This is a genomic window from Paenibacillus salivarius (assembly GCF_051307165.1).
GTDB lineage: Bacteria > Bacillota > Bacilli > Paenibacillales > Paenibacillaceae > Fontibacillus.
The window spans coordinates 2,005,559-2,018,798 of sequence record NZ_CP195592.1 but is presented as its reverse complement, the minus strand read 5'-3'; the positions used below and the strand labels follow the sequence as shown (position 1 = coordinate 2,018,798).

The following is a 13,240-nucleotide window of genomic DNA, read 5'->3' as shown; positions in this document are numbered from 1 at the left end:
GTATGGATATTCGATTGGAAGACGAGCAAATCAAAGTCGGCGATACGCTCCTCCCTGGTGTTTACGATGGGATGGAAATCACGGGCGACATTCGTTCCGACGAAGAGGAGCTCAAAGGCGGTAAAAAGGTCGTTAATTACAGCTACAACCCGGCCACGATCCGGCTGAACCTGAAGCTGCTGAACGACGACAACGGGACGGCAGAAGCGAAGCTCGCCATCATTCAAAAGGTGTTCCGTGCTTCCCCGTCCCAGAAAAAGCCGCAGACGTACAAGTTCGTATCCAGCCATGCCAAGGCGCGCGGCATCGGCCAGGTGATGATGCTACGGCTCCGCAGCCAGGACACGAACGTGAACGACATCATCGCGGTCAGTCTGGAGTTCCAGGCGACCGAATCGACGACCGTCTCGGTCCAAAAGGTGGCGGCAGCCTCCGGCGGCGGCCAACAGTACGTCGTCAAGAAAGGCGATACGCTTTCGGCCATCGCAAGGCAGTTCGGCACGACGGTCGATGCCATCGCGAAGGCCAACAACATCGCCAACGTCAACCTGATCTATACCGGCCAGCGCCTCACGATCCCAGGGGCCAGCAGCAGCCCGACAAGGCTCGCCGCTTCGTCCGCAGCGGTGGATGACGCCGACGCGCCGAAAGTGAGGTGACGGTAATGTTCCAGCAAATCCGCATCGGGAACGTGGTCGTCTCAAGCGGTCTGAAGGCGCTCGATGTGTGGCGATCCCGCAAAGACCCGGCAGGATATGCCTCCTTCCTTTTCAAAGACGAAGTGGAGATCGACACGCCCCAGGGAGCCATCGTCGAGATCGACATCGGGTACGACGAGAAGAACGTCGCCAGGGTGTTCACCGGCGAGGTCAGCCGCCCGGATCAGGAGTGGATCGTCGCCAAAGACAGCATGACGAAACTGCTGCAAACGAAGGTCATGCAAACCTTCTTGCAGGCGACACCCCAGGACATGATCCGGTTCGGGCTGAAGCTGGCCGGAATCGAGGCGTTTTCGATTGCTTCGCAAGTGTTCGGACCGAAGGATCAGGTCGTTGCAAACCTGAACGTGCATGACATGATCCGGCAACGCATCAATCCGTACTGGAGCATCGACTTCGCGCCTTACTTCGATACGCGAGACGTGTTTGTGTGGCAGCCGCTCGAAATGCCGGACCAGATGTTTCTGTTCCAATACGGAGAGAACATCCTCGAACTGATGGCCGACGGCGCGATCGGCATGTTCCGAACGGTGTTCGTTCCAGGCTTGGATCACTCGCAGTACATCACGATCTCGCACCCTCGGGCGAACGGGATCGCGCTGGTGGAGACGGTGCATCACTTCATCCAGGACGAGAAGCTGCGCTCCGAAATCTATTACAAGTTAGAAAGCGAGTGATTCTCATGCCGGACGAATTGGACACGTTCAAAGAAGCGGTCAAAATCATCATCGAAAAAGAGTTTCCCGAGCTCTTGAGCCCGGCTCGGCACATGATGAAGGCGGTCGTGATCGACACGAAACCGACCGGCTGCGACCTTCAGGTGTTGGCGGCGGACGGTACCCCTCACCCGTCCTTTCCGCCGTTGCCGAACGTGCCGATGCCGTTCGGGATGACAGTCCAGGTTGGAGGCAAGGTCCGCGTCGGTTTTTACTACGGTGACCCTGCCCTCCCCTACATCGACGAGGTGTTAAACGATGATTGACGATTGGGCGGACATTTACCTGGACGATGAGGGGAATTTCAAGGCATCCGCTGACGGCGACGTGCAGCTGGTGACGGGAAAGGCGGCGTACTTGCAGGATGTCAAGCACGAGCTGGAGACGGTTCTCGGATCGTATCCGCTCGACGAGACATACGGCACCCGCCTGATCCTGTACCTGCAACGGGAGAACACCGAACTGTCCAGGCAAGAGCTGATCCAGGACGTGGAAGAAGTCGTGCAGCGACACTCCTTCGTCGTTCCGGGGAGCGTGGATGTTCGGGCCGATTCGTGGACGCTGCGGGAGATTGACTTCAGCGTATCGTTCAGCGTTCAGACGCCGGACGGGATCGAATCGGCGGAGCTGACGGTGCAGATTACCGTGGACGGCGTTCGCGTGGTAAGGAGTGAATGAACATGGATGAAGACTTGATCCAAGCCAAAACCGAAGACGAGCTCATGGAAGAAGCGAAGCAGCAGCTCCGCGATCAGCAGTTCCCGGCGCGTCTTTTGCGCAAGGGCGGTGTGTTCTACACGCTGCTGGCGCTGTTCTTCCGGGCGCTCGCCGCTCTGTACGGATTGCTGCCAGTCATCGTCCAGCAAATGTTCGTACACTCGGCGACCGGCAAATGGCTCGATGTCGCGGCGCGGGAGTATGGCGTCTTCCGGAAGCAGGCCACCAAAACAACTGGCACGATTACGTTCGTGCGCAGCAATACAAGTCAGCGCATCACCATTCCAGCAGGGGCGATCTTCTCGACCGACCCCGATCTGGAAGGCAACGAGCGCCGGTACTACCTGAAGGAGAACGTCGTGCTGGCAGTCGGCGTCGCGGAGGCGGAAGGCGCGATCGAAGCCGAAGCCGCCGGGGCCGCATACAACGCCGCCAGCGGGACGATCCGCAACTTGCTGACGTTCATTCCTTACGTGACCATCGAGAACCGGGACGACTGGCTTGACCGCGAAGGGACGGACGAAGAAACGGACGAAGACCTTCGGGCCCGGACGCTTAACCGCTGGGAACAGCTGTCCACCGGCGGCATTCGCGACTATTACCGCTCGCTGGTGGAATCGATCAACGGCGTCGTGGCCGTGCATATCGAGGATGACCAACCGAGAGGCGAAGGCACGGCGGACATCATCATCTCCAGCGTCGCCGGTGTGCCATCGGAATCGATCGTCCAGGAAGCGCAGCAGCTGATCGACGAAAAGGGATCGATCATCGGCGACATTCGGGCGTTTGCCGCTGAACCCGTCGAGATCGATGTCCACGTCGTGCTGTACTACGATCCCGAGTACACCACGCCCGAGGCGATCGAGACAGAAGCGAACCTCCGCATCCAGGAGACGTTCCGATATGGCGCAACGAGTATCAACGACGGCATCCTGCGCATCGATCCGCGTTATCCGTTTGACAGCTCGATGCTCTACTCCAACCTGCGCAGCGCGGCGAGCGTCGTCCGTGTGGACGTGCTTCAGCCTGTCGGATCGGTGACAATCACCCGCAGGCAGGTGGCGGTGCTCGGAACGGTGCAGATTGACGTTCAGGAGGCGGATCGGGTATGAGGAAGTTCGCTGACGATCTCTTCGCCTGGGCGCACGGAATATTCAAGAAACTGCCGCGCAAAGCGGATATGGACATCACGAAGCTCACCGGCGTGATCGGCGGCATGTTGGACGACGCCAAGCAAGCGGCCTTCCGGGTGCGGGAACTGAAGTTCATCATGACATCGGAAGGCCGGGCGCTCGATCTGCACGGCATCGATCGCAAGATGCCGCGCTTGGCCGGAGAAAGCGACGAGAGTTACCGCAAGCGCCTGCTGGCCGCCTACGATCTGTACCGCGAAGGCGGAACCATGCCCGGCATGAAGCGCGTCCTGGAATCGCTCGGGTACCCGGCAGCCGAGATTTATCCGCTGTACCGCGAGAAGTACAAGTTCCATCTCCAGGACGGACAGCTGCTCATGGACGGAACGCAGTCGATGACGGCGAAGGAGGAAGGCGCAAACGTCGATTACTTGTCCAAGTGGTCGCAGTTCCTCGTCTACCTGAACGCCAGCGACGAAGCACTCCTGGAACGCGATCGCGACCGGCTGCTCCATATGATCAACAAGGCGAAACCGATCGAATCGAAGCTCTATGCGTTCATCTTCACCTTCGCCGCCCTGACGGATTATACGCTGCGCAGCTCCGGGGAAAGTGCGATCCTCTCCCCCGCGTACCTGCTCAACCGGCCCCAGGGCTACCGGATGAACGACCGCCGGGTGATGGACGGCTCGATCGATATGCGAAATGCCTTCGCAAAAGGATCGGACAGCATCTCGACGTTCGCCGAGAATGACCGTCAAATATTCGCCCTGCACGATCGGAAGCATCGCATGAACGGCCAGCTTACGATGTCGGCACAGCCGCACATCATCCATTCGGCGGCAGCGTCTGTCCAATCGAGCACCGATACGGCGATCACCATGGTGCATCGACAGCAAGCTTCCGTCTTCAGGGCGAGCATAAACGGACCGTATCACGCACCCCGCATGAACGGCATGCTGGGTATGGATGGCGCGAAGGTGGACATGCGAGAGGACGGCCTTGCGTACAAGGTCCGCAGCGCGTTTGCGACCGCCGCGAGCGGCGGTGCAGCCGGGCACATGGGAGACGGCATCCTGTTCATGAACGGCCAGCATCTGCGCTACATGGATGGTCAGAACAAGATGTCGAACGACCAGCTGATGAACGGCGCTCTGCTCATGACCGGTGTGGCTCGCATGCGTCCGATCGCGACACATCTGGCCTATGCCGAAACGATGGACGGTCGTCGCCAGCTGGGCGGCAGCTGGCGCATGGACGGCTCGGCGAAAATGAGGCTCTCGGTCGTAAGGCACAACAATGCCGCGCTAATTGTGAGACGAAATGATTATGTCATCGAAAGGAGGGCCATCTGAATGAGCTTTCAGGTCACTATGCTGCAAGCTAGGAAGGACATGGCAAGAGCCCGGCTCGGGCAAATCGCGCTGCCGAAGATCACGCATATCGCTTTCGGTACCGGCGGCCATGCTCCAGGGGATGTGCTGACACCGGTCAAGCCTTCGGAAACGGCGACCGCCCTGGAAACGGAAGTCGCCCGGTACCCGATCGCTTCGGCCACACTGATCAACGACACGACGGTGCAATACAAAGTCGTGATCCCGAAGGGGACGCTGAACGGCGTAGTGCTCACCGAGCAGGCGCTCATCGATCAGAACGGCAAGGTCGTCGCGATCAAGACGTTCGGAGCGAAGAAGAAAGAACCCGAGGATGAATTCACCTTCACCTGGGACGAAGACTTTTAAGGAGGGAACCAACGATGCCACTCAATGGTCAAAACACGTTCAGCCCCACCGTGACCGAGTACGACGCGCAGACGCCCGTCGTCTATACGGTCTACAACGAAGTGCACCAGGCGCTGCTGAACAACACGGTTTTTCTCAAAACGCTGGCTGATGCGATCAACGCGGAAGTGCAGGCGGCGCGCGAAGGCAAAGCGACGCTTTTGGCAAACGTCCAATCGATTCGCCTAGCGCTTCAGTCCGGCACGGGTAACTTCGGCGGAGCAACCGGCACCACGATTACCCACAACCTCGGCACGACGAACTTCCGTGTATCGATCACGCCGACGGCCAACCCCGACGGCGCGCTCGGGGAAGTGTGGGTCGTCAAATCGTCGAACACGATGACGATCTTCAACTCCGGCGACTTCCGAGGTGCGTTCGATTATCAAATTTTCAAGGATTAAGGAGGAATCGGCCCATGTTACAGATGGTCAATGAAGGGCGACCGGCCACGATCACCGAGGAAGATGACAAGCTCGTCGTCGCACCGTTTACGTTCGGCGACAGCATCAAGTGCCAGGGTGGCGCGTTCAGTCTCAACGAATGGGAAGGTCAATGCTTCCGCCTTTACCTCGATGCGGATGGCAGCTTGAGCACCGACGACACGCAAGGGCACTTCTGGCAGCTCGCCGAGGCCCATGTGCCGCCGCGCGAAATCGTGATGGTGGAGACGGATGAACGGGATGACAACGACATGCCGATCGTCGTCAGTCAGAAGCAGCCGCTGAACGTGGCGGAAGATGTCACCGTCAGCGTTTGGGCTTTTCCAGAATGAATTGAGGAGGAATCAAAATGCCTGGTTTAAGTTTAGCGCAATTACGAGATCAAATCCTCGCCGGTACGCGGGAGAAACATTTCATCCATAACAGCAAGTCCGACGGGTCGGGTACGAATGCCATCTCCACGATGGTGTACGTGCCGAAGTTCAAAACAGCAGGTCTTCCCCAGCCGGAACTGAATGGCATTGAAATGGGCGGCTTCTGGGTGGACAAATACCAATGCAGCCAGCCGGATGCAACATCGAAAAGTCGCGGAGCGACGAACTCCAACGCTCCCGGTTTGGTCGCCGCCGTATCGCAGGCGGGCGTCGTACCGTGGACGGACATCGACTGGAACAATGCAAAGACGGCCTGCGCAAATCGCGTGATCAATGGCGAAGCCTGCCGCCTGATCGGCCCGAAGGAATGGGCTGCGATCGCCTATCTGTCCTGGCTGCTGAACCCTGACTTGAAAGGGAACACAAGCTATGGCCGCGATCACCGCGACGCGAACTCGTGGGAAAACTTCGGCATTAAAGACCCGATCGCGCCACAATATGCCGGACAGATTATGAGCAGGACGCTTACGGGGACGGGACCGTCCTCTTGGAGCCACAACGGCCAAGCGAACGGAATTTTCGATATTGTCGGCAATGTCTGGGAATGGGTGGACCTACTGATCGAAGACGGCGTATATGCTCATGCAAAGACCGCGAAGATCAACGACGCCGACGGTATCACCGCCGCCGACAGCACGATCGCGCTGAAAGACATCGAATATCCGGCGTGGCCTGCTTCCGGGGTTGTCACGATCGGCAACGAGGACATCAAATATACGTCGTTCCTGGACAACGGCGACGGCACCGGCGCATTGATTGGCTGCACGCGCGGGTATAACGGGACGACGGCAGCGGCAGCGGCCAACAACGCCACGGTCACGCTCAAGCTGCGTTACTGCATCGCGCCTCCGGGCGGATCGGCGGCGAAGTTGTCCGCGAACATTACGGCGGCTCAAACGACGATTCCGTATGTGTACCCGGACAATTACAAGGGACCGAACCTTCCGAGCTCAGGCACGATTCAGATCGACAACGAGCAAATCACGTACACCGGCAACGACGGGGCCAACTTGACCGGCTGCACACGCGGTGCGAACGGCACGACAGCGGCAGCGGCCAGCGCGGGCAAAGGGTTCGCCACGGTGAATACGAGCTTCAACTACAACGTGACGGCCACCGGCGATTACGGCCAGTATGGTCAAGCGAAACTCGACCTGCTCTCGATCGACGCCGAACTGAAGGCGCTCGCGCTTCCCAATTCGGTCAGCTCCGGCGGTAACAGCAATTATAAAAATCTTCATGGTTACTGGTGGCGAGCATACAAACAGCGGGCGGCTCTTCGCGGCGGCTTCTGGCTCGGTGGCTCGTATGCCGGGGTCTTCGCGCTCTACTTGAGCGATCTGCCGTCGGACACGTACCCGAGCCTCGGCTTCCGCGCCTGCAAGTCAATCTGAAATCTGGTTTTCTGAAAATCTGTTATCTGAAGTTTTGGCGCAAAAAGAAGCTAGAGGAGAAAACGCAGCGTGACGCACGAATTGGTCATTTACCAGAAGATGTACGATTTGATCTTGTACGCTTACCCGGTCGTGAACCGGTTCCCGAAGCAACAACGGTTCACGCTGGGGCAGCAAATTCAAAATACGATGCTGGACATCCAGAAGAACATTATCCAGGCCAACCGTCAGAAGAACAAAGCGCCGATTCTCTATCAAATCGACACGGATTTAGAAAAGCTGAAATTCTTGATCCGTCTCGCGAAAGACTTGGGGTTCATTGACATCAAGAAGTACGAGCACCTGGGCAAGCAGATCGCGGAAGTCGGTCGCTTGCTCGGCGGCTGGTTGAGGAAGTTCAGCAGATGAGAAACTTGGGGCCAGAATCTAGGCGGCTCTTCGCGGCGGCAACTGGAACAATGGCTCGAATGCCGGGGTCTTCGCGCTCAACTTGAACAATCTGCCGTCGAACACGAACACGAACCTCGGCTTCCGCGCCTGCAAGTCATCAATGCGCCCGATCCTGCGGTGGGAACCGTTTCAGGCTGTGCGCTTGACTTGGGATTCTGGTCCCGTCCTGGCGCACCAGCGACAGGCAAATATATGAACCGTCCGACCGGGGCAAGTAGGATCGAACGTCCTGGAAGGACAAGGAGGAGACGAGATGCCGCGACGATTCGGCGGGCTGTACCCGCAGATATATGACTTTGAGAACCTGCACATCGCCTACCTGAAGGCTCGAAAGAATAAACGCTTCCGACACGAGGTTTTGCAGTTCAGCAGCAACCTGGAGGAGAATCTGATCATTCTTCAGAACGAGCTGATCTGGAAGACGTATCGCACAAGCCCATACCGAGAGTTTGTCGTGTATGAGCCGAAAATGCGGAACATCAAAGCCTTGCCGTTCCGGGATCGCGTCGTGCAGCACGCCATAAACAACATCATCGAGCCGATCTTCGAGCCGACGTTCATTTATGACAGCTACGCCTGCCGCGTGGGAAAAGGCATTCATGCCGGTTCCGAACGGCTGGTGTCCTGGCTTCGAGAAACGGATCGGAAATGGAATGGGCGCGTGTATGTGCTGAAGGCCGATATATCGAAGTATTTCCCGTCGATCGATCACGGCATCCTGATCCGCCTTCTATGGCGAAAGTTGAAGTGCAGGGATACGATGCAGCTGCTTCAGCACATTGTCCGTGGCGATGAGGAGAACGGCGTCGGCATTCCGGTCGGCAATTTGACCAGCCAGCTGTTCGCGAACATCTACTTGAGCCAGCTTGATCACTACGTCAAAGAGACGCTCCGCATCGGCTACTACATTCGATATATGGACGACTTTGTGGTCCTCCATCACGACAAGCAGGAGCTGCACCGCATTCATTACGACATCGAGCAATTCCTGAACAGGCGTTTGCGCCTGCGCCTGAACCCGAAAACGGCCATCTTCCCGGCATCACAAGGCGTCAACTTCTTGGGGTATCGCACTTGGAGGACGCACCGCCTGGTACGAAAGAGCAGCGTCATCCGCATGAAGCGGAAGATGCGAAAGTTCCAACGAGGATATGCCAAGGGAACGATCGGACTGGAGGAAATCGAGCGAACGGTGCAAAGCTGGATCGGTCATGTCAAGCATGCGAACTCGTACAACTTGCGCAAGCATCTATTCGCCACACATACGCTCGTCAAGGGCGAACAATACGCAAAGACACAGGGAACTGGGCAAATCAAAGAGTGAGGAGTGAACGGAAAATGAAAGTAGCAATCGACGCCGGTCATGGGCCGGACACGCCGGGGAAACGCTGCCCCGACGATTCCATGCGGGAGTTTCAATTCAACAGCGTAGTCGCCCGATATGTTCGCGATGGCTTGAGCGGCTACATCGGAGTGGAAACGATCTTCACCCACGCGGACGACGGCAGCCGTGACGTTCCGCTCAAAGAACGGACAGATAAAGCGAACGCCTGGAAGGCGGATGTGCTTGTCTCCATCCATGCTAACGCTATGGGGGAGGGTTGGAACGACGCGCAAGGCATCGAGACGTTCGTCTATACGACGCGCCCTGCGGAAGCTGTTAAGCTCGCAGAAGCTATCCAGCAGTATCTGGTGATGGGAACAGGCCGGAAAAATCGGGGCGTTAAGGCGGAGAACTTCCATATGCTGCGTGAAACTCACATGACCGCGATTCTCGCGGAGTGCGGCTTCATGACCAACCGCGAAGAGGCAGAGCTCCTGAAAAGCGACGCATACCGACGTAATTGCGCAAATGCGATTGTGGCCGGGATCGTCAAGGTGTACGGCCTATCGAAGAAGACGCAAACACCTGCACCTGAACCGGAAAACAGTGGGAAGTTCAAGGACGTACCGGACGGCCATTATGCCAAAGGTGCGACGGAACGATTGGCCGCAAAGGGCATCATGAACGGTATGGCAGACGACTTCTTCGGATTCGGAAAGCCGATTACCCGCGAGGATGCCGCCGTCATCGTGGACCGCGCGGTGACATATCTGGAACAAAAAATCTCACAAAACTAGGAGGGAGTCATCCATGAACATCGACATCGGAATTTACGACGCGACCCTGATCCCGGCCATGATCTTCATTCTGTGGATCGTCGGCCAGGCAGGATTGCAGAAGCGTTTCCTGCCGATTGTGGCGCTTGTTCTCGGCATCGTGCTCGGCCTGATATTTATCGGAGCCACACCTGAAGGCGCGATTGGAGGCGTGCTCTTGGCCGCGACGGCGATCGGGTTTCACAGCGGGACAAAGAACGTCATGCAAGCTCTCCAGAAGACGCCAGCAGGAACTGAAGACCTGATTGGCGAACAAGTACAGATACCCGGCCTCGAAGGCTGGTATGAAGTCACGAGTGCCGAAGCTGACGGCACCCTGAAGATCAAACAAGTAACCGCCGATAGATAGGCGATGATGCGAACAAAACAGGTCGATGGAGTGGGCACGACAACCCGCTCCGCCGACCTGTTTCTACACAGTCTCCCTAAACTACTTTTCGCAAAAAACGTGAGATTTTTTCGCAAATTCGATGCGACGCCACACCGAGGCTGTCCGCCGTGTCAAAAGTAATCTGCTTGACCGGCAGCTCCCTTACCTTAACAAACACGGAGATCGTTTGAACGAGCGCGGCTTTGCCCGGTTGATGCGCGCGGACCGTAATCTCCGCCGATTTCCCGTTCAGCGCCGCTTCGGGAAGCCAAGCCGCCGAATAATAACCGTCCGCATCCAGCTTCATTTCGATTTCTTCCCCTGTTTGACCGATGCTGTAGGTCACCTTGGAAGGTATCGTATTCAGCACTTTCGCCCGGATAACAAAAGGCGCTTCGCTAACCGTGCCGATGTTGGTCGGGGTGACGATATGCATAAACGGTTTGCCCGATGCCGTTGCGACAGTGCGGGAATATACGTTTTTCCCTTCGAGTTCGGCTGCAAACGAAGTATATGGATCATTGTAATAATCGATAAAGTCCGCAAGAAGCTCATGGCTTCCCTTGCCCGGAACATCCTTGTAAGGAACGAATAAATTATTGCCTTCCCCGAAATTGGCCCAGGTCAGCATGTACGCAATCCTGCGCGCGTCTGGATCGCTTTTGATCGCATTCAACACGTTGGTAAACCAGTTCAGGTCATTATTTCCGGTTGTTTTCATCCCTTGGGCGCTGTAACCGTATTCAGAGAAGGTCGCGACTTTGCCTTTGGCGTCAGCCAGCTTGGAGATCATCTTCAAATCTTTCACCAGCCCGCTCAGGAAAGAGGCGCTTCCCGCATTGTCCTTGTTGTCGTACTGGTCCATCCCGAGAATGTCCACAAATTCGTCGCCCGGGTAAGTCGCCAGGTACTCATTTTCGTTTCCGTTAAACGGTCCGTTCGGCGAAAATACATACAAGAAGTTGCGAACCTGCTTCACGTCACGTAAGTATTCCACGGTGTAACGGTACAGTTCCACATATTCGCTCTTCGTCGTCGTGGCCGCACCCCACCAGAACCAGCTGCCGTTCTGCTCATGGAACGGACGGAACAAAACGGGGATAGGTTTGCCTTCGTCATCCTTCAATTGCGTGGCGAAAGCCGCGATGCGGTCCAGGTACTCCCGGAAATCGGCATTTTTGTCGCCGCCGGGCAAGATGCGGGTGACGACGGATTGCGTCGCTCCCGGCGTGTTTCCGGTGTCGTTGAAGCTGCCGCCTGTGGCGAAATTGTAAGGATGCGTGCTCAGCGTCACGATACCGCCAAGCTCGTACGCCTCCTTCATGGCCGCCGACAATGCGATACGGCTGGCTTCATAATCCCCAGCTACTCCCGGCGGATTCTCCAGGCCGTCCAGACTGAGCGTATCCCAACCGAACACGGCCGGGTAATCGCCGACCGAATTTTTCACATCGGAAACGACTTTGCCTTGATCGTCCTTGCCGGCAAAGGAAACCGTCGTGTCGTGTTGGTGCCCGAACAAAACTTCCTTGCCCCGCGTTTCGTTCAGGAACGCAAACAGCGATTTGGTTTCGGCGGTTGCCTGGGAATCCACCAGATAAGGAGCACGGGCTCCCGGAGTTTCCGGATTGGTGACTACGCCTCCGGAACCGCCCGAACCGGAACCGCCGGTTCCCGCGCCCGTCGACGGAGGCGTGGTGCCCGTCAGGGCAGCATCCTGTAACTTGCCGTTTTTCAAGGTGTATTTTTTGTTTTTTTCAACGGCCTGACCGTTAATTTTGACGTTATCGGCCAATACGGTAACCACGTCCACGTTACTCCGGCCGTCCAGTGTCGTACCTTCCGCGCCGCTGCCAATCACCAGGCCGGTAATGACGGACTCGTTCCCCAATTCCATGACGGCCGTCGTGCCTACGGAAGCTTGAACTATTTTCGTTTTCCCCGAGAAAACGATCCGAACCTTGCCGCCGGTTCGATTGACGATCAGTTTCGATAAGGTAGAATCGCCGATATGTATCGAATGCTCCCCGCCTCCCGATACAAATGCGGTTCCTATTACCGTGAGTCCTTGAAGCTCCGCGTTCCCGTCCCCGATGCCCGGAGCAAGATACAGATTTCCGGCAATCGTACCGTTCTTCAGGGTGACGCCGCTTTGCTTAACGATCGCATTCCCCGAAATCTCCCCGTCCGAGAACGCTCCCGGATTCCGGTAAAACTTGGCGACCAGATGATCGATAACCGTGATGAGCTCGGCTCGCGTCATGGTCCGTTCCGGACCGAAGGTCCCGTCCGGATAACCGGAAACCGCTCCGGCCAACGCCGCTACCGCTTCCCTCGCGTAACCGCTGATCTCGGCCGCATCCGCAAACGCAACGGGATTTGCAGCGCTTTCATTTTTCAATGAGAACGCTTTCGAAATCAGGGTAACAGCATCCTGCCGCGATACAAAAGCGGTTGCTTTGGACAGATTCCCCGGAAACCCTTCATAATAGCCCGCCGCTTTAGCAAGCGACAAAGTCTCTCCGTACCAGGCCCCTTGGGGGATATCGGCAAAAGGAACCTCCGCTTTGTCGGTGTAACCGAACAAACGATTGATGATGGCCGCAAGCTCCGCCCGGGTCACTTTCTCGTTAGGATGAAAGGATCCGTCCGGATACCCTTGAACCACCCCCAACCCCAGCCATCTGTCAATGCTCGCCTGCGCCCAATGCGCACCGGTTTGAACCTGGGCGATATACCCTTTCCGTTCGGTATTGTCCACGGCATGGACATTGCCTGCCGGCATGGCGAGCTGCACGGACAAGAGCGCCGCCAGGGCGGTGATGCATCCCCTTTTAACTCTGCTCAAAAGCCTCACTCCTTGAATCGTATTCATAAAGAATCTAAAAAAAGTAGCACTAACCTCCCTTCATCAGCTAACTTT

Annotated in this window: 15 protein-coding genes; 14 read left to right on the top strand and 1 reads right to left on the bottom strand. The window is 57.0% G+C overall.

Annotated features, from left to right (window positions below; translation table 11 throughout):
• Positions 1 to 2: 2 nt before the first annotated feature.
• The 14 genes from ACSFXJ_RS08920 to ACSFXJ_RS08855 all read left to right on the top strand — a co-directional run bounded on the left by ACSFXJ_RS08920 (position 3) and on the right by ACSFXJ_RS08855 (position 10,296).
• On the top strand, positions 3 to 659 hold the full coding sequence (locus tag ACSFXJ_RS08920; protein ID WP_435924813.1) for a LysM peptidoglycan-binding domain-containing protein: 657 nt from the start codon (positions 3 to 5) through the stop codon (positions 657 to 659).
• 5 nt (positions 660 to 664) lie between these two features.
• Positions 665 to 1,396, top strand: a complete 732-nt coding sequence (locus ACSFXJ_RS08915; protein WP_435924812.1) for a hypothetical protein — start codon at positions 665 to 667, stop codon at positions 1,394 to 1,396.
• Between the two features lie 5 nt (positions 1,397 to 1,401).
• Positions 1,402 to 1,701, top strand: coding sequence for a hypothetical protein (locus ACSFXJ_RS08910; protein ID WP_435924811.1), 300 nt, complete (start codon positions 1,402 to 1,404; stop codon positions 1,699 to 1,701).
• Positions 1,694 to 2,113 (top strand): hypothetical protein, encoded by a 420-nt coding sequence (locus ACSFXJ_RS08905; protein ID WP_219639055.1) that lies wholly within the window; start codon positions 1,694 to 1,696, stop codon positions 2,111 to 2,113. The genes ACSFXJ_RS08910 and ACSFXJ_RS08905 overlap by 8 nt, the downstream gene beginning before the upstream one ends.
• Positions 2,114 to 2,115: 2 nt before the next feature.
• Positions 2,116 to 3,264 (top strand): baseplate J/gp47 family protein, encoded by a 1,149-nt coding sequence (locus ACSFXJ_RS08900; protein ID WP_435924810.1) that lies wholly within the window; start codon positions 2,116 to 2,118, stop codon positions 3,262 to 3,264.
• Positions 3,261 to 4,640, top strand: coding sequence for a hypothetical protein (locus ACSFXJ_RS08895; protein ID WP_435924809.1), 1,380 nt, complete (start codon positions 3,261 to 3,263; stop codon positions 4,638 to 4,640). Before ACSFXJ_RS08900 ends, ACSFXJ_RS08895 begins: the two co-directional genes overlap by 4 nt.
• Positions 4,641 to 5,027, top strand: a complete 387-nt coding sequence (locus ACSFXJ_RS08890; protein WP_435924808.1) for a phage tail-collar fiber domain-containing protein — start codon at positions 4,641 to 4,643, stop codon at positions 5,025 to 5,027.
• A 14-nt stretch (positions 5,028 to 5,041) separates the two neighbouring features.
• Positions 5,042 to 5,470: a hypothetical protein gene (locus ACSFXJ_RS08885; protein ID WP_435924807.1), complete on the top strand. Its 429-nt coding sequence runs from the start codon at positions 5,042 to 5,044 to the stop codon at positions 5,468 to 5,470.
• A gap of 14 nt (positions 5,471 to 5,484) precedes the next feature.
• Complete coding sequence (locus tag ACSFXJ_RS08880) at positions 5,485 to 5,841, top strand: hypothetical protein (protein WP_219639060.1); 357 nt, start codon at positions 5,485 to 5,487, stop codon at positions 5,839 to 5,841.
• A 17-nt stretch (positions 5,842 to 5,858) separates the two neighbouring features.
• The gene (locus ACSFXJ_RS08875) at positions 5,859 to 7,337 is read left to right on the top strand and encodes a hypothetical protein (protein WP_435924806.1); all 1,479 of its coding nucleotides are present in this window, start codon (positions 5,859 to 5,861) and stop codon (positions 7,335 to 7,337) included.
• Between the two features lie 69 nt (positions 7,338 to 7,406).
• The gene (gene avd / locus ACSFXJ_RS08870) at positions 7,407 to 7,745 is read left to right on the top strand and encodes a diversity-generating retroelement protein Avd (RefSeq protein ID WP_219639062.1); all 339 of its coding nucleotides are present in this window, start codon (positions 7,407 to 7,409) and stop codon (positions 7,743 to 7,745) included.
• 295 nt (positions 7,746 to 8,040) lie between these two features.
• Complete coding sequence (locus ACSFXJ_RS08865; protein WP_219639063.1) at positions 8,041 to 9,111, top strand: reverse transcriptase domain-containing protein; 1,071 nt, start codon at positions 8,041 to 8,043, stop codon at positions 9,109 to 9,111.
• 14 nt (positions 9,112 to 9,125) lie between these two features.
• Positions 9,126 to 9,908, top strand: a complete 783-nt coding sequence (locus tag ACSFXJ_RS08860; protein ID WP_219639064.1) for an N-acetylmuramoyl-L-alanine amidase — start codon at positions 9,126 to 9,128, stop codon at positions 9,906 to 9,908.
• Between the two features lie 13 nt (positions 9,909 to 9,921).
• Positions 9,922 to 10,296, top strand: coding sequence for a hypothetical protein (locus tag ACSFXJ_RS08855; RefSeq protein WP_435924805.1), 375 nt, complete (start codon positions 9,922 to 9,924; stop codon positions 10,294 to 10,296).
• Between the two features lie 76 nt (positions 10,297 to 10,372).
• Here the strand turns inward: ACSFXJ_RS08855 and ACSFXJ_RS08850 are convergent, their stop codons facing one another.
• A complete protein-coding gene (locus tag ACSFXJ_RS08850; protein WP_435924804.1) occupies positions 10,373 to 13,165 on the bottom strand; it encodes a glycosyl hydrolase in 2,793 nt (930 codons plus the stop codon).
• Positions 13,166 to 13,240 lie beyond the last annotated feature (75 nt).

Coding starts and splice junctions, on each gene's coding strand:
- ACSFXJ_RS08915 (WP_435924812.1), top strand. CDS start 665: ATGTTCCAGCAAATCCGCATCGGGAACGTGGTCGTCTCAAGCGGTCTG.
- ACSFXJ_RS08885 (WP_435924807.1), top strand. CDS start 5,042: ATGCCACTCAATGGTCAAAACACGTTCAGCCCCACCGTGACCGAGTAC.
- ACSFXJ_RS08900 (WP_435924810.1), top strand. CDS start 2,116: ATGGATGAAGACTTGATCCAAGCCAAAACCGAAGACGAGCTCATGGAA.
- ACSFXJ_RS08880 (WP_219639060.1), top strand. CDS start 5,485: ATGTTACAGATGGTCAATGAAGGGCGACCGGCCACGATCACCGAGGAA.
- ACSFXJ_RS08910 (WP_435924811.1), top strand. CDS start 1,402: ATGCCGGACGAATTGGACACGTTCAAAGAAGCGGTCAAAATCATCATC.
- ACSFXJ_RS08860 (WP_219639064.1), top strand. CDS start 9,126: ATGAAAGTAGCAATCGACGCCGGTCATGGGCCGGACACGCCGGGGAAA.
- ACSFXJ_RS08890 (WP_435924808.1), top strand. CDS start 4,641: ATGAGCTTTCAGGTCACTATGCTGCAAGCTAGGAAGGACATGGCAAGA.
- ACSFXJ_RS08855 (WP_435924805.1), top strand. CDS start 9,922: ATGAACATCGACATCGGAATTTACGACGCGACCCTGATCCCGGCCATG.
- ACSFXJ_RS08875 (WP_435924806.1), top strand. CDS start 5,859: ATGCCTGGTTTAAGTTTAGCGCAATTACGAGATCAAATCCTCGCCGGT.
- ACSFXJ_RS08920 (WP_435924813.1), top strand. CDS start 3: ATGGATATTCGATTGGAAGACGAGCAAATCAAAGTCGGCGATACGCTC.
- ACSFXJ_RS08905 (WP_219639055.1), top strand. CDS start 1,694: ATGATTGACGATTGGGCGGACATTTACCTGGACGATGAGGGGAATTTC.
- ACSFXJ_RS08895 (WP_435924809.1), top strand. CDS start 3,261: ATGAGGAAGTTCGCTGACGATCTCTTCGCCTGGGCGCACGGAATATTC.
- ACSFXJ_RS08865 (WP_219639063.1), top strand. CDS start 8,041: ATGCCGCGACGATTCGGCGGGCTGTACCCGCAGATATATGACTTTGAG.